This window comes from Glutamicibacter sp. X7 (assembly GCF_054889245.1).
The window spans coordinates 980,011-1,002,888 of the sequence record NZ_CM142678.1; the positions used below are offsets into that span (position 1 = coordinate 980,011).

The following is a 22,878-nucleotide window of genomic DNA, read 5'->3' on the forward strand; positions in this document are numbered from 1 at the left end:
GCTTTGCTTGGAGATCGTTGCGACCAGCGGCCGTTGCGCAGAACGTGCAACGGCCGCCGGAGCCGACCGGGTTGAGGCTTGCCAAGCTCTGGAACTGGGCGGACTGACGCCCAGCCTTGAAGTTCTTGAATTGATCTTGGAGCACGCGCCAGCGCGCGGCGTTCACGCTCTGTTACGGCACCGGCCTGGTAATTTTCACTACGACGCCGACGACCGCGCTGTGTTAGTCGCTCAGGCCCGATCCTTGGCGCGCTCCGGTGTGCACGGCTTGGTGCTCGGCGCCCTGGACGCTTCGGGAGCAGTGGATTCGCACTGCCTGCAGGAAGTGACCGCGGCCGCTTTTGAGGTAAACCCCGAACTGGAGATTACCTTCCATCGGGCCATCGACGAGGCCACCGACCCACTTGCGATTTTGGACTCATTGTTTGCTCTGCCCGTCGATCGCGTGTTGACTAGTGGAGGGAAAGAATCCGCGGTTGATGGCCTGGCGATGATTGGGCGGCTGGCCACGCGATCCGCGGGACAGATCCAGATTATGGCTGGAGGCGGGATGACCGCCGAAGCCATTGCCCAGGCCGTGGCCTATGGAGCTAGTGCGGTGCATTTTTCGGCCAAACAACCTTGGGCCGGAACCATCGGTGTCGATGCTGAGATGGTCGGCTTACTACGACAAAGTGTGGATCGGACCATGTCCGCTGCGGCTCAACTAACGAGCGAGGAAACATCATGAAGCGCGAGGAACGTCTCAACCAGATCTTGGATCTTTTGGGAGCCCGAGGACAACTCGATGTTGACGAAATCGTGCAACGGCTCGAAGTATCTCCAGCCACTGCCCGCCGCGATTTGGATTCGCTGGCCGCAGCGTCCTTGCTGACTCGCACCCATGGCGGTGCCGTCTCCAATACGGTGGCCTATGAATTGCCGGCTCGATTTCAAAAAGACACCAACGATGGGCTAAAGGCGCAGATCGCCAAGCGCGCAAGCTCGATGGTGCGACAAGACATGGTGGTCGGGCTTTCCGGCGGCACGACTACCAAGGCAATTGCCACCGAACTTGGGATGCGCGAGGATCTGGTGGGCGAACCGGGGCGAACTACCTTGACCGTGGTAACCAATGCGGTGAATATTGCTGCGCTACTGGCGGTGCGACCTCATATTCGTGTGATGGTTACCGGAGGGGTGCTCAACGCCCGTTCCTACGAATTGGTCGGCCCGTTGGCCCAGAGCGCTTTAGCGAAGATCACTCTGGATCTGGCTTTCGTGGGAGTCAATGGGCTCGATCCGACGATCGGACCCATGGTTGGCGATGAGATGGAGGCAGCCATTAATGAGCAGATGATTCAGCAAGCCGAACACAGCTACCTAGTGGTTGATTCCACGAAAATTGGGTCCCGGTCGTTCATTATCTTGGACCGTGAAGAAGTTGACGGCGTCATCACCGATGATCAGCTCAGCGAACCGCAGCGCGCCGGGCTTGAAGCCTCCGGGTTACCGGTGATCAACGCGGACTAAAGTACCGCCGCGGCGTCCATTACGCGCGGGGCGACCTTGGCCAGGAGCTTATCCATCCGTGGGTTGTCGTCGCGCGAGAGCGTATCGCTTACCCGTTCGAGGGACATGAGCCCCAACCAGATCTTGGCGCGGTGGGCGGTTGCCGGATCGGGTGCAATCTTTTCGATCAACTCGCGCCCATGCCATAACCCAAGGTACGCGCTGTTGAGCGCAGGATCCCATCTGGCGGCTAAGTCCCAGTCGAGAAGCCCAACGAGTTCTCCATCGACCCAATGCATGTTATGACCCGCTAGATCGCCGTGAACGAGGCCCGCGGGAACCTGAGCCAGCATCGGAAGCTGGGCCCACAACGCTTGGGCGGGGGCGCGGAGCTCAACGGGCAACCCGTTGTAGGTTTCGGCGATCCGTGTTTCGGTCCATGGACCTCGGAATGCGAAAGGTTCGGCTAGTAATCCCTCAAGCTCACCGAGGGGAATCCGAGCCAGCTCGGTCACCACGCGGCGTAATACCTGAGGATCGCCTTGATGCGGCGGGTGAGCGGTACCCGGAACATAACTCATCACGACCGCGTTGAGATCTTGAAACCGTCCAACGCCACTCAACGGCCGAGGGACTTGATAGTCCAGTAGTTCATTCATGCGTGCGTGCAACTGCACCGACCGCGGCATGTCGTCACTTGCCTGCTTAGTACGGGCCATTCGGATCACGGCCTGCCCTTCGGCAATGAGCACCCGGTGAAATTGCCCGCCGGTATTGATAGTGGCCTGCTCCCAGTCGACGGACGGATAAAAGTCGCGGGCAAATTCTCGTTCGGCAGTTAAAGCTAACGACGTCATCAGGATCCTCGCATTGACATGTGGGTTCAGAACCAACCCTAGCCGCTACTCGCTCAGCGCAAACACAGCAGTCACTGCCTATGATCATGGGGTGAGACCTCAACTGCCTGCCGTTACGTCCCGCACCGATCGTTCACCGCGTCTCGAAGTGCTACTGGTGCTGGCCCTATCACTGGGACAAAGCGCCGTGTATTCGCTGGTCAGTTTCCTCGATAAGCTCACGCGTGCGCCGCTGGGGGAGCAAACTACGTCGCTGAATGACTCACTAAGTTCGCGGCCCTATCTGGACCTGACTTACCAGCTCCTCGACATACTTTTTGCGCTCGTCCCGGTGGTGCTCAGTCTGTACTTCCTGCGCCTGACCCTCGGGCGTACCATCCATGACATTGGTTTCGACCTGCGGCGTCCATTCCGGGACCTGCTAATGGGTGCGGCACTTTTCCTCGCCATGGGATTAGGCACCTTGGGCCTCTATGCGGCAGGCCGGGCTCTAGGGATCACTACAGCGCTGCACGCAGCAAACTTAGCCGAATACTGGTGGAGCATTCCGGTACTACTGCTATCCGCAGCGCGCCATGCAATTCTCGAAGAAGTCATCATGCTGGCCTTTCTCGGTGCCTACCGGAAGTTCTTCGGGCTCTCGCCTATGGCGATCATTGTGGTCTCAGCGCTCGTGCGCGGTAGCTATCACATCTATCAGGGCGTCGGACCGTTCCTCGGCAATTTCGTCATGGGACTGGTCTTCGGCTGGATTTATCAGCGTTATGGCCGGGTAATGCCACTAGTGATAGCCCATTTCCTCTTAGATGCGGTGGGCTTTGTCGGGTTTATGCTCATTGGCCCGGCCATCGGCATCGGAAATTAGGAGATGGATCATGGACATCAGAATTGTTGCCGCCACCGAAGAACACGGTACCGCCCTGATTTCATTGTGGGAGGAGGCCGAGCTATTGCGACCCTGGAATGATGCTCGAGCAGATATCAGCCGCGCTATCACTGGGCCCTCGTCGGATCTGCTCCTCGGGATGGTCAACGGGCAGCTGGGCGCTTCGGTGATGGTAGGCCACGACGGGCACCGTGGGTGGCTTTATTATCTTGCGGTAGCTCAGAGTGCGCGACGTCGAGGCTTCGGGCGTGCAATGGTGCAGGCGGGGACGAGTTGGCTTGAGCAGCGAGGAGTACCCAAGGTCCAATTGATGGTGCGCGATGGCAATGAGCAGGCCCGTGACTTCTATCGGGCCTTGGGTTTTGAAAGACAACGCGTCGAGGTGCTGGGAATGGTTCTTCCGCAGACGCAGGATGCATTGTCTTAAAACGTGGAGGTCGGCACACCCCAATTGGTATGCCGACCACACACTGCAAAGTTCTAAAGAACCACGGTGCCATTCGGAGTTTCGAAGGTAACCGACATGATGCCAGGAGTCCCGTTCGGCGCCTGGTAATTCATGATGACGTCGCCTAGGACTACCTCACGCGGTTGTCCAAGCCATTCGAGTACCCGATCACGTGATCCGGCGATTGAGATCTGCGAAATCGAACCGCGCGGTTCTAGCGCGCGTGAGGGGTGCAATTCCTCTGTGCCCTCGTCCCAGCGAATTAGGTAGGGGACCTGCGGATCGGCGATGAGTCCCTTGATGCCGATCTGGCGCCAGGTCAGCTCACGGCCATCTGGGAACTTGCGGTTACCCGGCACGGACTCACGACCCAGCCGTTGCTCGGCGTCCGAGAGGTCATCGAGTGAGACAACCCAGCCCATCCAGCCGCCGCCGGCCTCGGAGCGGGCCCGCACCGCTTGGCCGAAGGGGGCCTTGTCACTGGCCGGGTGATTCAGTACCTCGACAACTTCGAGGTACTGATTGTTCGTTAGCGGAAAAATTACGTTGCGAGTTCCGAATCGTGGATGCACGCCACCTTTGACGAAATCCAATCCCAAGGTCTTGGATACCCGCTCGGCAGTAGGCATCAGCCCATCTGGGCCACAAGCGTACGAAACGTGATCTAGCCTCATCATGGCTACATCATTGCACCATGTGATTCAAGTCTCGACTTAGGTTCACCTTAGTTGCGTTTGGGCCCGTCATTGAGCCTATTTGCTGGAGTAAACCGCAAGGCTCATCCTAAGTGCCGCCCTCGAGTTGGTTTGCTCGATCGCTGTGTAGCGATGTGAGGCATGGGGGATGGTGGTGTCTAGGTAAGCGCGTTGCATTCTGAAGGCGCGCGGTTTTCTGTCCAGAGTTTCCCGCCTCGGGGTCCTAGTCGAATATTCTTTGATCAAATTCCCTGATTACGTGATTGTGACCCACTGCGTCACGTCAATAAGTCTCAGATTGCAAAATTCTTCGACAGTCGGCAGACTTATAGCTAGGTCATGAGTTCCAGTGACAAGCCCCGGCTCGCTGGACGGCAACCCTCCAACCGCGGTGGGGTGCCCCGGGTGAAGACCTGGCCCTGCACGCAGATGCGTGCTCAGGACAAGCGCGGGTTACTCCCTGGAAGGCGCCACCGTGTGGTCTTCCATGCAGGTGTGTTTTCAGTGGTGTACCCCTAACTAGTTATGAACTAATTGGAGGAAAACCATGAGCCAAAATTGGTCCTTTGAAACTCGTCAGATCCACGCAGGACAGACACCCGACCCGGTGACCGGTGCACGTGCGCTACCGATCTACCAAACCACATCGTTCGTCTTCCCGAGTGCCGAGAGCGCCGCGGCACGATTCGCACTTCAAGAACTCGAGCCGATCTACACCCGCATCGGCAATCCAACGCAGGAAGCCGTCGAAAACCGCATCGCAGATCTCGAAGGCGGCGTGGGCGCACTGCTACTGTCCTCCGGGCAGGCGGCAACCAGTTTCGCTATTCTGAACCTCGCCGAAGCCGGCGATCACATCGTGGCCAGCCCCAGCCTTTACGGTGGTACGCAGAACCTGCTCAAGCACACCCTGAAGCGTCTGGGCATTGAGGTTACCTTCGTGGCCGATCCGGACAATCTCGAGGCATGGCGCGAGGCCGTGCGTCCAAACACCAAGGCCTTCTTCGGTGAGGTAGTCTCCAACCCGCGCCAGGACGTGCTGGACATCGAAGGTGTGGCCGCCGTGGCCCATGAAGCCGGTGTGCCGCTGCTCGTGGACAACACCCTAGCGACGCCGTACCTGGTCCGTCCGATCGAGTGGGGCGCCGATATTGTCATTCATTCGGCCACCAAGTACCTCGGCGGACATGGCACCGCCATCGCTGGCGTAATCGTTGACTCCGGGAATTTCGACTTCGCTAAGGACCCGGAACGATTCCCGGGCTTCAACACCCCGGATGAGTCCTACAACGGCTTGGTTTTCGCCCGTGACCTTGGCGTCAACGGCATTCTCGGGGCCAACTTGGCCTACATCCTCAAGGCCCGGGTCCAGCTCCTGCGTGACCTCGGTTCCGCGGTGGCACCTTTCAACGCGTTCCTGATCGCACAGGGACTTGAGACGTTGTCGTTGCGCGTGGAGCGCCACGTGGCCAATGCCAAGGCCGTGGCGGAATTCCTTGAACAGCACGAACTGGTCGAATCCGTCAGCTACGCAGGGCTACCTTCGTCGCCATGGTACGAGCGCGGGCAGAAGTACGCTCCGCAGGGTGTTGGGGCCATCGTGGCCTTCGAAGTGGCCGGTGGCACCGCCGCCGGGCAAGCCTTCGTCGATGGACTCAAGCTTCACTCCAACCTTGCCAACATCGGCGACGTGCGCTCGCTGGTGGTGCACCCCGACTCCACCACCCACGCGCAGCTCTCCGCCGAGGAACGTCTGGCCGCCGGTGTGCGTCCGGGCCTCGTGCGGTTGAGCGTGGGCATCGAAAATATCCAGGACATTCTGGCCGATCTCGAGCTCGGCTTCGCCGCCGTAGGTGAGCTCGGCTCGAAGGAATTGCAAGAGACACACTAAGGCATATGAGCATACCCGTGACTACCGAGCCGACGTATTCGGATCACCCGACCATCGACGGGAAGGACGGCATTGTGCGCCGCCTGTCCGTGGGTGAGCACCATTTTGAAACCGGCGGGTACCTGCCCGAGGTGGAACTGGCCTACGAAACCTTTGGCACGCTCAATGCCGAGGGCAGCAACGCGGTGCTGGTGCTGCATGCGCTGACCGGAGATGCACATGTGGCAACCGGGCATGCCGCACAGCCCGGCTGGTGGGCGGACTTCGTCGGTCCGGGGCTCACCGTGGATACGGATAAATATTTCGTGCTCAGCGTCAATATGCTCGGTGGGTGCAACGGTTCCACCGGGCCATCGAGCCACGACGCGCAGGGCCGTCCCTACGGGTCGCGCTTCCCGTTCACCACAATTCGCGATGCGGTGCACGTCGAGGCGAAACTCGCCGATGCACTGGGGATCGACGTGTTTCATGCGGTGATGGGTGGTTCCATGGGTGGAGCGCGCGCTCTGGAATGGGCCGTGCAGTATCCGGATCGGGTGAGGAATCTGGTGGTTATGGCTGCCACCGGTCAGTCCACTGCCGAACAGATCGCCTTCGCTCAGGTGCAAATCGAATCGATTCGGCAGGACCCATACTTCGCTCAAGGGGACTACTACGCAAATGCCGTAGGCCCCGATGCGGGTTTGGGTATCGCCCGCAAATTGGCCCACATTACGTACCGTTCCGAGGCGGAACTGGAACACCGCTTCGGGCGGACGGCGCAGGGCCAAGAACAACCACTGGGATCTGCAACCTGGCCACGCGGTCGCTACCAGGTGGAGAGCTACCTCGACCACCAGGCCGGCAAGCTGGTCAACCGTTTCGATGCGAACAGCTATGTGGTGCTCACCGAGGCGCTGATGAGCCACGATATCGCGCGTGGTTTCGATTCCTTCGAGGCGGCATTGGCCCGGCTCGCGGAGGTCAACGTGGTAATTGCGGCAGTGCGTAGCGATCGACTGTACTTCCCGGAACAGTCCGAACGGCTGGCCGCGGCACTGCCTGTGCCGAAGCCGGTGTACTACATCGACTCACCCATTGGCCACGATGGTTTCCTGACGGACGCCAAACAGCTGCACGGGGTGCTCAGCCATCTGGTTTTCGAGCAAGAGCCCTAAATATGGAAATGCGCTACGGCCCGTAATCCGACTCCTCAGTATGCGATGGAGCTTCGCGGTTGCGGGCCGTAGTTCGTTGGCGGGAGCGCCAGAGGCACACGCCCACCCAGAGCACGGCCATAGCGCCACAGCCTATAGCTGCCCGGTCGTTCCCTGTGCCCAGAGACCAGAAGCTCAGCATGGCAAAGAGGGCGCTGATCAGCGCCGCCATGCGGACGGAGATCGACGACCGGCGCATCTGATCAGCTCCGCCGCGTCCCGGCAGTAGCCACGAAGATCATCAGCGGCTCGGTACCGGTAAAAGCGGAGTGCTGCCAGTCGCTATACACGGCCCTGAGGGTAAATCCAGCGTGTACTAGCTGTTCCGTGATGCGCTGCCGCGTGCGGAAGACTAGGTCCAGGTCCTCAACGATTTGCTGCCCCGTAGTTAGTCGCTGGGTTTCGAAACGCAGCGAAACCACCTCACCGGTTATGCCACGCAGCTGCGTGGATTCACGAAGCGGGCCGAGGGCCGCGGTGTGCCTGGTCGTACTACCTTCGCCGACCCAGGATTCCCAAGCGCGCGCCTGCGGATTACGTGATTCGAAGGCGATCATCCCGCCCGGCCTGAGCCGTTCGTGCAGGTCGTTCAGCGTGCGTTGCCACTGCGGATCGGGGATATGCTGCGCCACATTGCCGCTGAGCACCGCATAGTCTGCCCGCAACGCAGGTAGTGAAGTGCTATCTCCCTCAATCCACTGCACGCGCTCAGCGCCGGGGCGTTGCCGTGCCTGTTCGAGCATCACCGCGGCCGGATCTAGTCCTACAACCGTTCGTCCTTCGGCGGCCAAGCTCACCGTCAGCAGGCCGGTGCCACAGCCCACATCCACAATTACCTCGGCCTGAATCTCTTCGGCTAAGGCTCGATAAAAATCATGATCCGGCCCGTCGGGATTATCCTCATCGTAGAGCGTTGCCAATTGTGGGTGGGTGTAAGCCATGGCCGGTCCTTTGCGCTAGAGCTGGTCGCTTTCGGCACCGGCGCCGAGCGAATCGTTTGCCCGTTGCGTTGAAAACGGTACCGCTTCGGGACGCTTGGGGGTGATTCCGTCGCCGGAGGACTGGTGCCGCAGACGGCGTAGCACCCACGGGGCGAGATGCTCACGGGCCCATTGCAGGTCATCGATGCGAGCCTCGCGCCAAGAACGCAGATCCGGGTCGACGGCGATGTCCAGGTCGAGTTCATGCGAGACGTTCAGCGAATCTAAGGCCATGGCTGCGATCTGCTGGTGTCCTAGCGGCGAGAAATGTAACCGGTCTTCTGACCACATGACCGGCTGATGCAGCTGCCGCATGGCCCACAAGTCCGCCACAATCGCGTCGTGGCGTGCGGCGACCGTGCGCACGTTCTCGTTATAGATGGCAACCTTGCCGCGAATTCCGCCCAATACTGGGGTATCTCGGATATCCGGACCGGTGAACAGCAGGATGCTGGCGCCGGTACTGGCCAAATCCGCGATGAAACCATCGAGAAGTTCGGCGATGCTATCCGGGTCCCCGCCGGGGCGCAGCACATCGTTGCCGCCTGCACAGACGCTGATCAGATCGGGGCGCAGGGCCTTGGCCGGCTCGGTTTGCTCATCGATGATCTGCCGGATGAGGCGTCCACGGATGGCGAGGTTGGCATAGGAGAAGCCCGGATTTTGCCGGGCTAGCTCCTCCGCTACCCGATCGGCCCAGCCACGGTGCCGTCCGGGGTTATGCGGATCGGGATCGCCGATGCCCTCGGTGAAAGAGTCTCCCAATGCGACGTAGCGGTGCCAGGGATGCTGCGGTGCTTCGTGGTCAATATTTTGGGTCACAGTAGTTATGTTACTCATCAGTCATAAAAGGTACATAGGTAGGCTTGGGGCATTATGGGAATTGAAAACACCGCTCCGGTCGCCCTGATTTCGCGAACCGACGATGAACGACTTGGTACCCCGTTGCTCGTGCTCCTGCACGGATACGGTTCAAATGAAGAAGACCTCATGTCCTTGGCCCGCTACTTGCCCGAGGACTTCACCTACCTCTCGGTCCGCGCGCCCTTGTCCGCCGGCCCCGGTTTTAGCTGGTTCCCGCTGACCAGCGAGATCGACTACTCGGTCGACGCAGTGCAGTATGCGGTGCGCGGCCTCTGGGAACTGCTCGAGCCACTGTGCGCCGAACATTCATCGGTGACCCTGTTGGGATTCTCGCAGGGCATGGCCATGGCCACGTCGCTGGCGCGCCACCGCCCCGAGGCCATTGATGCGGTGGTCGGACTGTCCGGTTTCGCGGTACAGATGCCCGAGGATGGTTTCTTTGACGATGAGGCGCTGCGGGCCCGCCCGCTACCGATGTTCTGGGGGCGTGACACCGCCGACCCGGTAATTACCGCGGATAAGATCGCCTATACCTTGCAGTGGGTGCCGGAACATACCGTGCTGACCAGCGAGCAGTATCAGGGGATCGCGCACTCCGTGTGTGCCGAAGAGATTAGCGACGTGGCCCGCTTCCTCGCCGACCACGTCCTGGCTCAGGCCGAGCAAGCTTAGTTGCTGCGGACCCGTACGCATTCGCCGTTAACGCAGACCACGTCGCCGGGCTGAATCTGTGCGCCACGGCGCGTGTCGACCTGACCGTTGACGGTCACCTCTCCGGCCTGGATCAGTTCCTTGGCGTGAATGCCATCCTCGGCGAGGGAGGCGAGTTTTAGTAGCTGCCCGAGGCGAATGGACTCGTCACGGATTTCCAGGTCAAAGATTTCGGTGCTCATACCCCCATTGTTCCGCATCCAGCGGTGAGCCGGTGCGGGCAGGGATGTAAAAGATGCCACATGGCACACACTTCGTCCATCCCTGCCCGGGGCGCTAGGCTTAACGGGTATGTGTTTCCTACGGACCGCAACCAGCGGCCTCGTAATGTCCTTTGGAGTTGATATGGCGCCACAGTCCAAGCTTGATCAGGTAATCTCTCTGGCAAAACGCCGGGGTTTCGTGTTCCAGGCCGGTGAGATCTACGGCGGTTCCCGCTCCGCATGGGATTACGGACCGCTGGGAACCGAGCTGAAAGAAAACATCAAGCGCGAATGGTGGCAGCACTTCGTGCGCAGCCGCGAAGACATGGTGGGTCTGGATTCCTCGATCATCCTGCCCAAGGCTGTGTGGGAAGCCTCCGGCCACGTCGCAACCTTCACCGACCCGTTGGTGGAGTGCACCCAGTGCCACAAGCGTCACCGTCAGGACCACCTGATCGAGGCCTACGAGGCAAAGAAGGGTCGCGCCCCGGAGAACGGCATGGCCGATATCGCCTGCCCGGATTGCGGCACCAAGGGACAGTTCACCGAGCCGCAGCTCTTCTCCGGTCTGGTGAAGACCTACCTGGGGCCCGTGGATAGCGAAACCGGCCTGCACTACATGCGACCGGAGACCGCTCAGGGCATCTTCGTGAACTTCAACAACGTGCTCACCGCTAGCCGCAAGAAGCCACCGTTCGGCATTGGCCAGATCGGTAAGGCCTTCCGTAACGAAATCACTCCGGGAAACTTCATCTTCCGCACCCGTGAATTCGAGCAGATGGAAATCGAGTTCTTCACCGCACCAGACGAGGCAGCACAGCACTTCGACGAGTGGGTCAAGTACTGCTGGGACTGGTTCATCGACCTGGGCATGAACCCGGAGAATCTGCGCCAGTTCGACGTCCCCGAGGACGAGCGTGCGCACTACTCGGCCGGAACCATCGACTTCGAGTACCGTTTCGGCTTCCAGGGCTCCGAGTGGGGCGAGCTGATGGGTGTGGCCAACCGCACCGACTACGACCTCTCGAGCCACTCCAAGGCCTCGGGCACCGAGCTGTCCTTCTTCAACCAGGCCACCGGCGAACGCTTTATCCCCTACGTGATCGAGCCGTCCTTCGGCCTGACCCGTTCGATGATGGCCTTCTTGGTGGATGCCTACACCGAAGACGAGGCACCGAACACCAAGGGCGGGGTGGATAAGCGCACCGTGCTGAAGCTCGATCCGCGCCTGGCGCCGGTCAAGGCCGCCGTGTTGCCGCTGAGCCGCAACGAGAACCTGTCGCCGAAGGCGAAGGACCTGGCCGCCGAACTACGCAAGCGCTGGAATATCGACTTTGACGACGCCGGAGCCATCGGGCGCCGTTACCGTCGCCAGGATGAGATCGGTACCCCGTTCTGCATCACGGTGGACTTCGACACCCTTGAGGACCAGGCGGTGACCATCCGCGAGCGTGACACCATGGCGCAGGAACGCGTCGCGCTGGACCAGGTGTCGGCGTACCTCTCCGAGCGTCTGAACGGAGCCTAGGGTTTGGGCGAGCTGACCTTCCGACCCTGGCGCTCCGGCGATGACCTGGAACTACTTCAGGTCCTCGGAGACCCGCGCTCGCCGCAGGCGCATCAAGACCGCACGATGCTGCGTGCCGACAGCGATGCACCGTTTTCCCGCACCCTGGTAGCCACCGAAGACTCGGTGGCCATCGCCGCGGGCGTGGTCTTTGCCTCGTCGCTGCACCCGCAACGCCTGTGGCTCTATGTTGAGGTGGCCCCGGCGCACCGCCGGCAGGGTGTGGGCCGAACCCTTGTGGCCAAGCTCCGCGAGCTCATCCCGTCCACCGAGACCAGTGAGCTCAAGGCGCGGTACACCGTGACCGCAGGAGATGACGCGGCCGCGGCCGCCGGGTTCTGTGCCGCGTTGGGGCTCAAGGAAATTCAGATCTCACGCGATGTGATCTTGGAACCGGGTGCCCTGGCCGAACCGCGTTTCGACGACACCGAGGCGGTCATCGAAGATATCGCCACCGGTAGCGTGGAACTGACCCAGGTGGTCATGGACTTCTACAACGCCACCCATCAGTGGGATCCGGCGCAGATGACCGTTGGTTCGGCGCAGCGCATGCTGTTGGACGTGAATACCGGAGCGCAGGGCGCCCTGGTGCTACGCGACCGTCCCAAGATCCACGGCGGTAAGATTCTGGCCTTCGCCATAAGCTACATTCCGGCCCGCGAACAGGCACCCAGCGATGTGCTGGTTGGCTTCAACCCGGAATTCAGTGATGACGAGGTGGCCGAACCACTGCGTGACCTTGTATCGATGCTGATTCACCAGTACCCGATCAAGCTCGAAGTCGACTCGTCGATGTTCGTGCTGTCCTCGCTGGTTGATGCCTTGGCCAGCGTTGAGCAGGCCACGGTCATTTCGACCACGCATATTCTCGCTTCGGACGGCTAATCCCGCCACCGAAGCTTGGGCCCGGGTGGAACCTCATGGTTCCGCCCGGGCCCTTGCCGACCCACCGCTTTTAACCCACTGGAGCCAGCCGATAATGGCCTCACCCACCCGCCCGCCGAAAAACCTCGGCTTCTTGCTACTGATTGTGGCCCTGCTTGGCGGTTCCCTGTTACCGATCCAAAGCCGGATCAACGGAGCGCTGAGCACCACGTTGGGCGACCCGGTGACCGCCTCCACCATTAGTTTCTGTATGGGATTGGTGGCGCTCAGTTTGCTGGCCGTCGTGTTACCGAAAGCCCGCCGGGCGGTGGTGGGAATCCCGCGAGTGTTGAAACGTCGTGAATTTCCCTGGTGGTTCCTGCTGGCCGGTGTGGTGGGAACCTTTACCGTGGCCAGCCAATCGGTCGTCGTTCCCGCGCTTGGCGTCGCCCTGTTTACCGTTGCCTTGGTGACCGGTCAAAGTATCGGATCGCTGGTTATCGATCGGATCGGGTTCGGTCCCGGTGGGCCCCGCCGCATTAGTGCCACGCGACTGATTGGCGCACTCTTGACCGTTGGCGGGGTGCTCTGGGCCGTGAGCCCACGCTTGGAGCTTGCGAATCACCTGGGACTGATTGTGTTGCCGGTGGTCTGCACGCTCACCGTCGGTGTGCTTCTCGGGTTCCAGTCTGCCGCGGTAGGTGTGCAGGCCAACGCCTATGGCTCTGCCCTGGCCGCGACCTTTATGAACTTCCTGGTCGGCACCCTGATCTTGGGATTGCTCCTTGCCCTGCGCTGGTCGGCCAATGGCATGCCGCAAAGTTTTCCAAGTATCTGGTGGTACTACTCAGGGGGCCTTCTGGGTTGTATTTTCGTGGGGGTAGCCGCCTTCCTGGTGCGCCGACTCGGGGTGCTGGTTACCGGGTTGAGCATGATCTGTGGGCAGCTACTTGGTTCGTTGTTATTGGATCTGCTGGTGCCAACGGCCGGTACCGTCCTGTCACTGGCTACCGTGGCCGGAACCGTGCTGACCATGCTCGCCGCGGCTATCGCCGCCTTGCCGAGCCGCTCGGCACCGGCCGAGGCCCGGCGCACGGTGTAGTGGGCCGGGCCTCGGAGCGTGCAATACTTCGCGGGCAAGCTGCGCGGTGAACGAGCTCCTGAGGACAGAGAGCGAGCCGGCGTTCCGGAGAGCGAACCAGCTCAGATGTCACTGGTCCGTGCAACAACCCCGCGGCCACCATTCGATCTGCGGCGTTCGAGACAGATGCCGGCGCCCACGGCCAGGCTGAAGAATGCCCAGCCGTTCATGGTCTCACCCGTCGACTTGACTGCAATCACGCCCATGACAATCGCCGTCAAACAGAGTGCCCCGGCCAAAGCCAACGTGGGCATCGTCGGCGCCTTCGGCAGGAACCAGGCGAGGGCTGCGAGGCACAGCGCCCCAGCGACGAAGACGACGCTGAGCGCGAATGGGACCTGCTGCCATAGCGCCCAGGAAACGAGCGGAATTGCTGCCGTGATGGCAAGCGCCCACCATTGGTTCGACGTCATGTGGTTCACTCCTAGCACGTGTGTGAGGTTCGAATGGTGCACTCTTCGCGAATGCGGTAGTCCCCAGACCGCGATGCGCAGAGCGGGCAAAGCACTCCAACGCAAGCGGCGCGGGACCAAACCGCCCCGCATGCGCGCGCCTTGCGCGCACCATTTCACCCGGTTTTTGACGATGTACTCGGTGTACTGGCTACACTAACACCGACGGTTGGCCGGTAGCAGTAGTTCGATCCGCTTCCGCGCCTCGTCTGTGAGCGCTCCGAGTCCAAGTAAGGCATCGGGTTAACGGAAGAACCCGGTGACTTAAAGCGGGTTCACCGAACCATCAACTGACGTACCGGACACCCCTAGGCCTCGGGCACTAGGTTCAGCACCTGGCCCTTCCAACGGGAGCGCAGCCAACGGTCATGCGTGGCGATGAGCAAGGTTCCGGCATACTGGTTCAACGCCGTTTCAAGCTCCTCCACCAGCGCTAACGAAAGATGGTTGGTGGGCTCATCGAGCAACAACAGCTCCGGGGGATCGGCCACGAGGGTTGCCAGCGCCAATCGGCGGCGTTGACCCACGCTCAGCTCGCCCACCGGACGGTGCAGGTCGCGTTCGGCCAACAAACCACTTAGTGCCAAGGGCGTGGCCTCGGCGCGATCGAACCCCACCACAGAGCGGTAATACTCGGCCGCAGACTGCCTCGGGTGCTCAAAGCTCACCTCCTGGGGCAGATAGCCGACCCGGTGACGGCTCTCGTCGGTGCCGATCTGTAGCGTGTCTTCCGGAGCGTCGAGCACGCCGGCAAGCACCGAGAGCAACGTGGATTTACCTGCACCATTCGGACCGCTGAGCAACAGCCTGGCACCGGGCTCGAGGGTGAAGGACACCTCAGCCAAGCGCCCGGGTATGCGCAGCGAGTTCACCCTAAGCTCCGGGGCTGAATCGTGGAATTGTTCACCGAAACCGGCGAATTCCAGAGGTTGTGGTGGGCGGCGTACCCGGTCGCGCTCGAGCGCTTCGAGCCGCATCCGCGCATTGCGGGCCCGCCGGGCCGTGACCCGGGCGTCCTTGTCGGCATAGAACTTCTGGCTAATCTTCGACTCGGATTTGGACTCTTGCTTACGGTTTACCTCACGCGAGCCCACCGCGACTTCATGGTGCAGGGCGTTGCGTTGCTCGAGTTCCCGGGCGTAGCGCTCCCGCCAGCGCCGCAATTCCTCGCGACGTTCCTGACGGGCCTGCGAATAGCCCAGTCCCCAGAACCGCGCGCCGTACCCGGCGCCGGTGTCGCTGGTTTCCTCCGAATCCGCGGCAATCGCGTCGGCGGCAGAGCTTTCGCCGTCCGCTGCGGCAGCGTCGGCGAGTTCACTGGCCGGCACCGGCAACGGGTCGAGATCCAGAATCCCGGTGCTGACCGCATCCAGTAGCGCGCGGTCGTGGCTGGCAAGAATCACGATCCCCGGCCAGCGGCTAAGCACCTGTTCCAAATAGGCGCTGGAGGCGTCGTCGAGGTGGTTGGATGGCTCATCAAGCAACAGCAGATAGGGCGCCCGCAACAGCAGGCAGGCCAGCGACAACCGCACGATTTGACCACCGGAGAGCTCGCCCAGTCGTCGACGTTCGTCTATGCCGCCGAGTCCGAGGCCGCGAAGCATTTCGGCACGCCGGGCCTCGGCGGCGAAGGCTTGGCTACGTTCGGCCTCGTCGAGCGCGGCCGCGAAGGCGTCGGCGATCTGCGGATCGTGCGGATGTGCCGCCAGCTGATCGCCCAGTGATTCCATGGTCGCCAGCGACGTCAGCGCATGGTGCTGCGCGTCGTCAAGGATCTGCACCAGTGGGGTATCGGGCGGGTAGGGCAACTCCTGCTCGAGTAGTCCCACGTGTTGCGGGCGCAGTATCGATCCGCTTTCGGGCGTGAGCTTGCCGGCGAGCAGCGCCAGCAGTGTGGATTTACCGGTGCCGTTTTCACCCACGAGGCCAATGCGTTGGCCAGCAGAGGCGGCGAAACTAATTTTGCTCAGTACCCGCCGATCCGGGTAGCTAAAGCTCAGCGAATCCACGGTGAGTTGCTGTTGTCCACCACCGGTATCGGTGCGTGTGCCGGCACGCTGTGCGGCGGTTAGGGAAGGAGACGTAGAGGTCTGGGAAGCGGGCATGGGCCACCGCCTTTCGGAATGAAGGTGACATTCCGCCGGGCTACACGGACAACCGCGGTCTGGGGCCTGAACAGGGAGGGGTCCCCGCTAGATCAAAAGCAAAGGGGGAGAGGAAAACCTAGATGCAGAGCCAACCGGACGCCTCGGGCGCGGAATGAGGGGCTAGCTGCAAGTCTTCATGAGCACGAATGTACGCCATGAATCGTTCGTGGACAAGTGCCCGGGCCGGCTGAGGCGGTGGTTAGCGGTTCACGTAGTGCAGATAAACGGTACCGTTGCCGAAGATTCGATGTTCGGCCAGGCGCAGATCTAGCGACACTTGGGCAGGTAGCGCGGCGAGGCCGCCCCCGAGGGTTTTCGGGACGATCAAGAAGCGATAGTTGTCGACCATTCCGGCCTTGATCGCCGGTGCCGCGGTGGTGGGCCCAAAGATTTCGACCTCGCCCGGAGCCTGCTGGACAATCTCTCGCAATGACTCCAGCGGTAGGTGCGGACGAAGCTCCGTACCCGGATGACTCAGGTCGTGGTCAGTGAGCGTGGAAGAGATCACCATACGCTGCAAATTGCGCCACCGGCGTGAGAATTCAGCCTCGTCGGCCCTCCACTGTTCACCTTCGGGTGCTTGTTCCCAGTAGGTCATGAGCTGGTAGGTTTTGCGCCCTAAGATTTCGGTGGAAATATGCTCCATGCGTTGAACGTGGAAAGCGAAAACCTCTGCATCGGGAGCCCCGAACTGGAAGTCTCCATCCGGGCCGGCCGCAAAGCCATCGAGCGAAATGGTCGCGGTATAGCTCAAGCTGCCCATGGAACGCCTCCGGTGTCATCTCGCTGTCCTAGGCCGTGCACGCCCAGCCTAGGACCGGGTGCGCGGTAGCGCAATGGCTACCCACGCTCTAGCCGCCGGTCGAGTCTCGGAAGACGACCCTCGTGGGCACGAGTTCGGTGAGCGGGCCTTGGTCTTCGGCCTGCTCCGAGTCCAGAACGCGTTCGAGCATGTTCATGCACCGCTGCCCGAAATCGCGGGGGTTGAGATCAACGGCGGTTACGCTGGGGTTCATGTAACCGAGCACCGGGGAGTCCACGGCGGCGGCGATGAACAGGTCCTTGCCGATGCGTCGGCCAGATTCGGCGGCGTATCCGGCGACCGTAAGCACCGAACCGTCCGTGAGGGCCAAGATGGCGTCGGTGGTTCCGTCATCGAGCAACTTTCGCGTGGCCCGTCGGGTGTCCTCGACGATCAGGTCCATGGCGGAGACCTCGATGCGGGCATCCAGCCCGCGTTCGGCACACCAATCCCGGTAGCACTGCTCGATGCTCATCGACCACGACATGCGTTCCTTGGTGGTGATAATGGCCGGTGCCCGGGATCCGGCCGCGGCGAAGCGGTCCAGGATGGCGCGGGTGGAGCTGGCGTGATCGGCAATGACGGCACCGGACACCCGATGGTTTGGATCGGGCATCTCTTCACCGGTAACCACCGGTAGGCCCAGATCAAGCAGCTTATCGACATGGGGGTCTTCGAGAGTGGGGTCGATGATGATCAGCCCGTCGGCGTTCAGCCGGGTGGCGTGGGGTGCCCCGTTCGTGTGTGGCACCAAGGTGACGGTGCGTCCGGAGAGTTCCGCGGCGTCGATGATGCCGAAGGTCGCCTCCATGTAATACCCCAGGGCGGACACATTTTCGGGCAGGTAGACCGCGACGATCCCGGTGCGTGACGAGCGCAGATTCTGTGCGGTTTGGTTTGGACTATAGCCAAGTTCGGTGGCAATTTTGAGCACTCGGTTGCGGGTATCTTCCGAAACCCCGGGACGCCCGGAAAGTGCGAAGGAAGCGGCGGCGCGCGAAACCTGGGCGGTTTCGGCGACCTGCTTGAGGGTGACGGGGCGAAACTTCGGGGCCATGCATTGAACGTAACAGATGTTCAGCCTGCGGGACGGCTATTGCGCAGCTCACTTAATCGATTTAGTGTTAACCTCATTGGCGCCGCTCGCGCCCCAATCATCACCGCGCTGACCGTCTCAAAGGAGAGTTCATGGAACAGCAAACGACCCCACAGCTACGCCGGGCCCTAGGGCTGATCGGGCTGACCCTCTTCGGGCTCTCGTATATGGCCGTTGGCACGGTCTTTACCACCTATGGCATCGTCAACCAGATCACCGAGGGGCGCTTGCCACTGGCCTACGTGGTTGCCCTGATCACCATGCTGTTCACCGCTTTGAGCTACGCGGCGATGGTGCGCAAATTCCCTGTCGCCGGTTCCGCCTACACCTATGTGCAGCAGTCCTACGGGGGAGCGGCCGGATTCATTACCGGTTGGGTGCTGCTACTGGACTACCTGTTCATTCCGATGTTGAACTTCCTGATCCTGGGACTCTACGTCAGCAGCCAATTTCCCAGTATCCCCATGCAGATCCCCGCCTTCGGGGCGGTGTTGCTCGTCTACCTGTTCAACGTCTTGGGCATTAAACTGGCCAGCCGGTTCAATATTGCGACGGTGGCCATCTCCACCGCCGTCGTCGTGGCCTTCGGAATACTCGCGCTGAAACTGGCCGTCAACGATCCCAACGCACCGGGACTGCTCGAGCCCTTCCTCCCCGGCGCCGCGGGCTTTAGCCCGATTCTCACCGGCGCGGGCATCCTTGCGCTGTCCTTCCTTGGTTTCGATGCGGTCTCCACGCTCTCCGAGGAGGCGCGCCGTCCAAACCGCGATATTCCCCGGGCAATTATTCTCACCACGCTGATCGGCGGCGGTATCTTCATCGTGGTCTCGTGGATTGGTGCCCTGGCCTACCGTCCGGAGAACTGGGCGACCGTGCCACAGGACCTGCTGGACTCCGCCGGTGTGGTGCTGGCCAACTTCGTCGGCGGCCCGGTCTTTGGCATCGCCATGGTGATCGCCACCATCGCCGGTTGCCTCGGTTCGGGACTGGCCGGTCAGGTCTCCGTCTCTCGCATCCTTTACTCCATGGGCCGTGACGGGATTCTTCCGCGCCGATTCGGCGCCCTCTCGGCACGCTACAAGACCCCGGTCTTCTCCACCACGATCGTCTCGCTCATTGCACTGTCTTGCCTGTTTCTCTCGCTGGACCAGGTCGCCTTCATGATCAGCTTTGGAGCCCTGGCCGCCTTCAGCATGGTGAACCTTTCGGTCATCCGCAGTTACCTGTTCCCGCGCGACGGAGAGCCCGCACGAGGTGTGCTCTCGCTGATTCGCTACGGCCTGTTGCCCGGCATCGGCTTCGCCCTGAGCATCTGGTTGTGGACCTCGCTGGATCCGGTCACTTGGGTCGTTGGTGGCATCTGGGCGCTATTGGGCGTGGGCATTCTCGCCGCCAAAACCGGATTCTTCCGCCGCCCGGTCCCGACCATGGACTTTACCGAGGTCGAGACCGAGGCCAGCGGAGAACCGGTCTCCACGGCCACCGGCCCGCAACACAACTGACCTGACCCTACCCATCGCCTACCTCACCGAACGGAATCGTGAATCTATGACCGCCACACCCCAGGCCGCACCGGATCTGATCGTTGTCTCCCGTCGCATACACCCACTGACGGAGCAGAAGACGCAAGAGCTGAACGCCATTGCCGTAACCGACGGCATTATCAGCGCGCTCGGAAATGCCTCCGATGTCGTGCCCTTGGCCGGCGAACACACGCAGCTCATTGAATTGCCCGGCACGCTGGTTCCTGCCTTTACCGACGCGCACGCCCACCCGATCATGAGCTTGAGCATGGCTCGCGGAGCCGACTTGTCCGGGTGCTGTTCGCTGGATGAGGTCGTCGTGGCGTTGCGTGCGGAGGCAGAGCAGCAGGGACCGGATGACTGGGTTCTGGGGTGGGGGCTGGATCCGAACCTCTTCGTGACCGGAGGAATCAGTAATCAGGTGCTGGTAGACGCTTTGGGCGAGGAACGGAAGGCATATGTCACGCTGTTCGACGCGCATTCGGCAATCGTCTCGCCGGCTGCCCTGGCGGTGGCAGGCATCGACTCCGCCAGAACTTGGCCCAGCGGTTCGAGTGTTGTGGTCGATGCACAGGGGCGTCCGACCGGGCACCTGATTGAGTTCGAAGCCATGAGTCAGGCGCAGGCTCACCTGCCCGAGCAAGGCCTGGACGAGGAGGTCGCTGCCTTGCACGAATTGCTTGCGGCGATGGCGGCGCAGGGCATTGCTGAGGTGCATGTGATGGACATGAACCATCCGCGGACCCACGAGCTGCTCACCGCCGCCGAGGCGCAGGGGCCGCTACCGGTGAAGTTGCGCATTTCGCCCTGGTGCACCCCGGCGCTCAGCGATGAACAGTGCGCCGAGCTAATCACGATCCAGGGTGATGGCGGGGCCCGATGGCGCGTGGAAGGGGTGAAGTTCTTCATCGACGGAACCGTGGAGGGCGGAACCGCGTGGCTTGAGACCCCGGATACCAAGGGGGAGTCGACCGCCTCGGCGTGGGGCGAAATCGGTGCCTACGCACGGCGCGTCGCCCAGTTGCACGCCGCCTCGGTGCCCACCGCCACCCATGCCATCGGTGAACGCGGGATTCGCGAGGTAGTTCAAACGTTGGCTGCCCTGCCGAGCAATGGCGTGCAGCACCGCATCGAACATATCGAATCGGTGCCTCGTCCGGTCATCGACCAACTGGCGGCAGCCGGCATCGCCGCCAGCATGCAACCAACGCATTGCACGCATTACACCAAGGCCGACGGCAGCGATGACTGGTCCACGCGTCTGGGCCGGGACCGGGCGGCTCGTGCGTGGTGTACGCGTGATGTGCTGGACGCTGGGGCAATTTTGGCTCTCGGGTCCGATTTCCCGGTCGCCCCCTATCCGGTGTTGCCGATTATGGCCGATGCGCAGCTACGTCGGCCGGTTCATGACTCGAACGCCGCACCCATTCTGCCCGAGCAAGCGATTACTGCCGCCGAAGCGTTGGCTGGATTCACCACCGGCCCGCAACGGGCCATCGGTCGCAGCGGAGGAACGCTCGCCGTCGGCGCCGCAGCATCCTTTACGGTGTTAGACGTAGACCCGCTACGTGTCGCCCCCGAAGAACTTGCCGAGGGGCAGGTGCTGTTGACCGTATCCGATGGACTGATTACCTATCGGGCCCACTAGTCCGCCTGGGAAGTCCAACGATCGATTCGTTCCTTCGCCTCGAGCAAGTTGAGGTCGGTGTGGCGTCGAAGGCGCTTGATGGCCTTCACCCTTTGCCCGTTGGCTAGTAAGAGCTCTATTTCGGACCTAGCCGCCGGGCTCAGAGCGCTGGTGGCGCGCTGGTTCGGATCGATGATGAGGCGTTCTCCTGCGGGTGGCCAGTGGTCAATCAACTCTTTGGCCGCCCGCAGGCCGAGCTGCGGCACCGCCGCACGTAGTGCCTTGATGGCCGCAATCTGGTGGCCCTCGGTCAGGAGCCGACTGATTCTTTCCTGCTCATGGGCGGAGAGCTCAACTGGTTCCGCTCTGCCACGCTTTGTTGTCGTCCGATCGAGCACTAGATACAAAAGTACGGCTGCTGCCAGAGCAAAAAATGTCCACTCCATGGTTTCGAGTCTATGTGATTCGGTGGCGTGGGAATCCATGCGCTCAATCGGCGGCATAGAACGGGCCTGCACGTAGCTACTAGGCGCCGCAGGCTTCCCGCACCGCCGAGACGATCAGGGCTCGCGCCGCGCGGGCTTCTGGCACCGGCAGGAGCGGATACACATGAAGCTGGCCAGCGCCTTCAAAATAATCCACCTGCACCCCGGACTCTCGGGCTGACCGGACGAAAAGTCGGCTGTCTGGATTGAGGATGCCGAACGTTCCGCTAAACAGCAGATAGACCTGCAGGATGGGAGCCGGACGGTGCGTCGAGGATTTGCTGATCGATATTCATGAACGCAGTAGGACAGCGCACCGCGATGGAACGAGAAGCATTGCTCCAAGTCCTGTTGTGCCACACGGGGAGCATTAGCTAGTTACGTCCCGGAACCCAGCGGTCAATGCGGGCTTTGGCCTCGCGTAGGCCGAGGCCAGTGTGTTCGCGAAGGACCTTGATGGCCCGGACCTTATTATCGGCCGCCACCAGCTGATCGATTTCAACAATTACATGGGGAGGCAACGGATTGCTGTCCGGTTGTTGTTGTGCTCCGGGTGCGACGGAGTACGGCTTGGTTTCCGGTTGCCAACGGTCGATGCGCGCCTTAGCCTCACGCAGGCTCAGTGTTGGATCGGTTGCCCGCAACTTCTTCACGGCCGCGACCTTTTGGCCATTGGCTACGAGTTGATCAATCTCGTGAATTGTCCCGGGACGTGCCGCCGGGGAATCATAGGGATCACTCTCGACCCGCGGTCTCGCGAGCCTGATCACGATAACGAGCAGGGCAAGAACGACCAGTGCGAGGATGATCCACTTCATTATTCCACCCTACGAGATCCGTTCCCTCCTACGAAAGAGTAGGAGCCGGCGTTGCGCGAACGCTCAGGTTTGTGGCTATTGGCCAATAACAGTGGGAGTGAACGAAGCTGATTGAACGAGCTTGTTGGAGGCAC

The 22,878-nt window shown here is 61.5% G+C and carries 24 protein-coding genes and 1 riboswitch; of the genes, 12 read left to right on the forward strand and 12 right to left on the reverse strand.

Features of this window, described 5'->3' with window-relative positions; translation table 11 throughout:
- Positions 1 to 7 precede the first annotated feature (7 nt).
- Both ACYU0X_RS04810 and ACYU0X_RS04815 read left to right on the forward strand, forming a co-directional pair.
- Positions 8 to 730: a copper homeostasis protein CutC gene (locus tag ACYU0X_RS04810; protein WP_461902276.1), complete on the forward strand. Its 723-nt coding sequence runs from the start codon at positions 8 to 10 to the stop codon at positions 728 to 730.
- Positions 727 to 1,512: a DeoR/GlpR family DNA-binding transcription regulator gene (locus tag ACYU0X_RS04815; RefSeq protein WP_461902277.1), complete on the forward strand. Its 786-nt coding sequence runs from the start codon at positions 727 to 729 to the stop codon at positions 1,510 to 1,512. Before ACYU0X_RS04810 ends, ACYU0X_RS04815 begins: the two co-directional genes overlap by 4 nt.
- Here the strand turns inward: ACYU0X_RS04815 and ACYU0X_RS04820 are convergent.
- Positions 1,509 to 2,348 (reverse strand): aminoglycoside phosphotransferase family protein, encoded by an 840-nt coding sequence (locus ACYU0X_RS04820; protein WP_461902278.1) that lies wholly within the window; start codon positions 2,346 to 2,348, stop codon positions 1,509 to 1,511. The genes ACYU0X_RS04815 and ACYU0X_RS04820 overlap by 4 nt on opposite strands.
- A gap of 91 nt (positions 2,349 to 2,439) precedes the next feature.
- On the opposite strand from ACYU0X_RS04820, the gene ACYU0X_RS04825 reads away from it, so the two are divergent.
- Together ACYU0X_RS04825 and ACYU0X_RS04830 are read left to right on the forward strand one after the other, a co-directional pair.
- Positions 2,440 to 3,213, forward strand: a complete 774-nt coding sequence (locus ACYU0X_RS04825; protein WP_461902279.1) for a CPBP family intramembrane glutamic endopeptidase — start codon at positions 2,440 to 2,442, stop codon at positions 3,211 to 3,213.
- A gap of 10 nt (positions 3,214 to 3,223) precedes the next feature.
- On the forward strand, positions 3,224 to 3,661 hold the full coding sequence (locus ACYU0X_RS04830; RefSeq protein WP_461902280.1) for a GNAT family acetyltransferase: 438 nt from the start codon (positions 3,224 to 3,226) through the stop codon (positions 3,659 to 3,661).
- Positions 3,662 to 3,714: 53 nt separating this feature from the next.
- Here ACYU0X_RS04830 and ACYU0X_RS04835 read toward each other — a convergent pair whose 3' ends face one another.
- Positions 3,715 to 4,359 carry a VOC family protein gene (locus ACYU0X_RS04835; protein ID WP_418908664.1) on the reverse strand — a complete coding sequence of 215 codons (645 nt, stop codon included), beginning with the start codon at positions 4,357 to 4,359 and terminating at the stop codon, positions 3,715 to 3,717.
- Between the two features lie 353 nt (positions 4,360 to 4,712).
- Positions 4,713 to 4,832, forward strand: a riboswitch (SAM riboswitch).
- Between the two features lie 92 nt (positions 4,833 to 4,924).
- Between ACYU0X_RS04835 and ACYU0X_RS04840 the strand changes: the two genes are divergently transcribed.
- Both ACYU0X_RS04840 and metX read left to right on the forward strand, forming a co-directional pair.
- Positions 4,925 to 6,268 carry a bifunctional o-acetylhomoserine/o-acetylserine sulfhydrylase gene (locus tag ACYU0X_RS04840; protein ID WP_461902281.1) on the forward strand — a complete coding sequence of 448 codons (1,344 nt, stop codon included), beginning with the start codon at positions 4,925 to 4,927 and terminating at the stop codon, positions 6,266 to 6,268.
- 5 nt (positions 6,269 to 6,273) lie between these two features.
- Positions 6,274 to 7,425 (forward strand): homoserine O-acetyltransferase MetX, encoded by a 1,152-nt coding sequence (gene metX / locus ACYU0X_RS04845; protein ID WP_461902282.1) that lies wholly within the window; start codon positions 6,274 to 6,276, stop codon positions 7,423 to 7,425.
- Positions 7,426 to 7,438: 13 nt separating this feature from the next.
- Here the strand turns inward: metX and ACYU0X_RS04850 are convergent, their stop codons facing one another.
- From ACYU0X_RS04850 to ACYU0X_RS04860, 3 genes are read right to left on the reverse strand one after another with little or no spacing between them, the layout of a single operon-like run.
- Complete coding sequence (locus tag ACYU0X_RS04850) at positions 7,439 to 7,663, reverse strand: hypothetical protein (RefSeq protein WP_461902283.1); 225 nt, start codon at positions 7,661 to 7,663, stop codon at positions 7,439 to 7,441.
- Between the two features lie 4 nt (positions 7,664 to 7,667).
- The gene (locus tag ACYU0X_RS04855) at positions 7,668 to 8,405 is read right to left on the reverse strand and encodes a class I SAM-dependent methyltransferase (protein ID WP_418908667.1); all 738 of its coding nucleotides are present in this window, start codon (positions 8,403 to 8,405) and stop codon (positions 7,668 to 7,670) included.
- A gap of 15 nt (positions 8,406 to 8,420) precedes the next feature.
- Positions 8,421 to 9,266 carry an SGNH/GDSL hydrolase family protein gene (locus tag ACYU0X_RS04860; RefSeq protein WP_418908668.1) on the reverse strand — a complete coding sequence of 282 codons (846 nt, stop codon included), beginning with the start codon at positions 9,264 to 9,266 and terminating at the stop codon, positions 8,421 to 8,423.
- A 54-nt stretch (positions 9,267 to 9,320) separates the two neighbouring features.
- Here ACYU0X_RS04860 and ACYU0X_RS04865 point away from each other — a divergent pair, with 54 nt between their 5' ends.
- A complete protein-coding gene (locus ACYU0X_RS04865) occupies positions 9,321 to 9,980 on the forward strand; it encodes an alpha/beta hydrolase (protein WP_418908669.1) in 660 nt (219 codons plus the stop codon).
- Here the strand turns inward: ACYU0X_RS04865 and ACYU0X_RS04870 are convergent.
- Positions 9,977 to 10,201 carry an RNA-binding S4 domain-containing protein gene (locus ACYU0X_RS04870; protein ID WP_418908670.1) on the reverse strand — a complete coding sequence of 75 codons (225 nt, stop codon included), beginning with the start codon at positions 10,199 to 10,201 and terminating at the stop codon, positions 9,977 to 9,979. The two genes, ACYU0X_RS04865 and ACYU0X_RS04870, sit on opposite strands and share 4 nt — an antisense overlap.
- Before the next feature lie 163 nt (positions 10,202 to 10,364).
- On the opposite strand from ACYU0X_RS04870, the gene ACYU0X_RS04875 reads away from it, so the two are divergent.
- The 3 genes from ACYU0X_RS04875 to ACYU0X_RS04885 all read left to right on the forward strand — a co-directional run bounded on the left by ACYU0X_RS04875 (position 10,365) and on the right by ACYU0X_RS04885 (position 13,755).
- Complete coding sequence (locus ACYU0X_RS04875) at positions 10,365 to 11,750, forward strand: glycine--tRNA ligase (protein ID WP_309408289.1); 1,386 nt, start codon at positions 10,365 to 10,367, stop codon at positions 11,748 to 11,750.
- A 3-nt stretch (positions 11,751 to 11,753) separates the two neighbouring features.
- Positions 11,754 to 12,674, forward strand: a complete 921-nt coding sequence (locus tag ACYU0X_RS04880) for a GNAT family N-acetyltransferase (RefSeq protein ID WP_418908671.1) — start codon at positions 11,754 to 11,756, stop codon at positions 12,672 to 12,674.
- A 94-nt stretch (positions 12,675 to 12,768) separates the two neighbouring features.
- On the forward strand, positions 12,769 to 13,755 hold the full coding sequence (locus ACYU0X_RS04885; RefSeq protein WP_461902284.1) for a DMT family transporter: 987 nt from the start codon (positions 12,769 to 12,771) through the stop codon (positions 13,753 to 13,755).
- Positions 13,756 to 13,856: 101 nt separating this feature from the next.
- Here ACYU0X_RS04885 and ACYU0X_RS04890 read toward each other — a convergent pair whose 3' ends face one another.
- From ACYU0X_RS04890 to ACYU0X_RS04905, 4 genes are all read right to left on the reverse strand, one after another.
- Positions 13,857 to 14,207 (reverse strand): hypothetical protein, encoded by a 351-nt coding sequence (locus tag ACYU0X_RS04890; RefSeq protein ID WP_418908674.1) that lies wholly within the window; start codon positions 14,205 to 14,207, stop codon positions 13,857 to 13,859.
- 347 nt (positions 14,208 to 14,554) lie between these two features.
- A complete protein-coding gene (locus tag ACYU0X_RS04895; RefSeq protein WP_461902285.1) occupies positions 14,555 to 16,351 on the reverse strand; it encodes an ATP-binding cassette domain-containing protein in 1,797 nt (598 codons plus the stop codon).
- Between the two features lie 241 nt (positions 16,352 to 16,592).
- The gene (locus ACYU0X_RS04900; protein ID WP_418908676.1) at positions 16,593 to 17,156 is read right to left on the reverse strand and encodes a dihydrofolate reductase family protein; all 564 of its coding nucleotides are present in this window, start codon (positions 17,154 to 17,156) and stop codon (positions 16,593 to 16,595) included.
- An 88-nt stretch (positions 17,157 to 17,244) separates the two neighbouring features.
- Positions 17,245 to 18,252, reverse strand: coding sequence for a LacI family DNA-binding transcriptional regulator (locus ACYU0X_RS04905; protein ID WP_418908677.1), 1,008 nt, complete (start codon positions 18,250 to 18,252; stop codon positions 17,245 to 17,247).
- A gap of 131 nt (positions 18,253 to 18,383) precedes the next feature.
- Here ACYU0X_RS04905 and ACYU0X_RS04910 point away from each other — a divergent pair, with 131 nt between their 5' ends.
- Positions 18,384 to 19,793, forward strand: coding sequence for an APC family permease (locus ACYU0X_RS04910; RefSeq protein ID WP_461902286.1), 1,410 nt, complete (start codon positions 18,384 to 18,386; stop codon positions 19,791 to 19,793).
- Positions 19,794 to 19,839: 46 nt separating this feature from the next.
- On the forward strand, positions 19,840 to 21,462 hold the full coding sequence (locus ACYU0X_RS04915) for an amidohydrolase (RefSeq protein ID WP_461902287.1): 1,623 nt from the start codon (positions 19,840 to 19,842) through the stop codon (positions 21,460 to 21,462).
- Here the strand turns inward: ACYU0X_RS04915 and ACYU0X_RS04920 are convergent.
- Positions 21,459 to 21,887 carry a hypothetical protein gene (locus ACYU0X_RS04920; RefSeq protein ID WP_418908680.1) on the reverse strand — a complete coding sequence of 143 codons (429 nt, stop codon included), beginning with the start codon at positions 21,885 to 21,887 and terminating at the stop codon, positions 21,459 to 21,461. The two genes, ACYU0X_RS04915 and ACYU0X_RS04920, sit on opposite strands and share 4 nt — an antisense overlap.
- 413 nt (positions 21,888 to 22,300) lie before the next feature.
- Entirely contained in the window at positions 22,301 to 22,744 is a 444-nt protein-coding gene (locus ACYU0X_RS04925; protein WP_461902288.1) for a ribosomal protein L7/L12, read from the reverse strand.
- Positions 22,745 to 22,878: the final 134 nt, after the last annotated feature.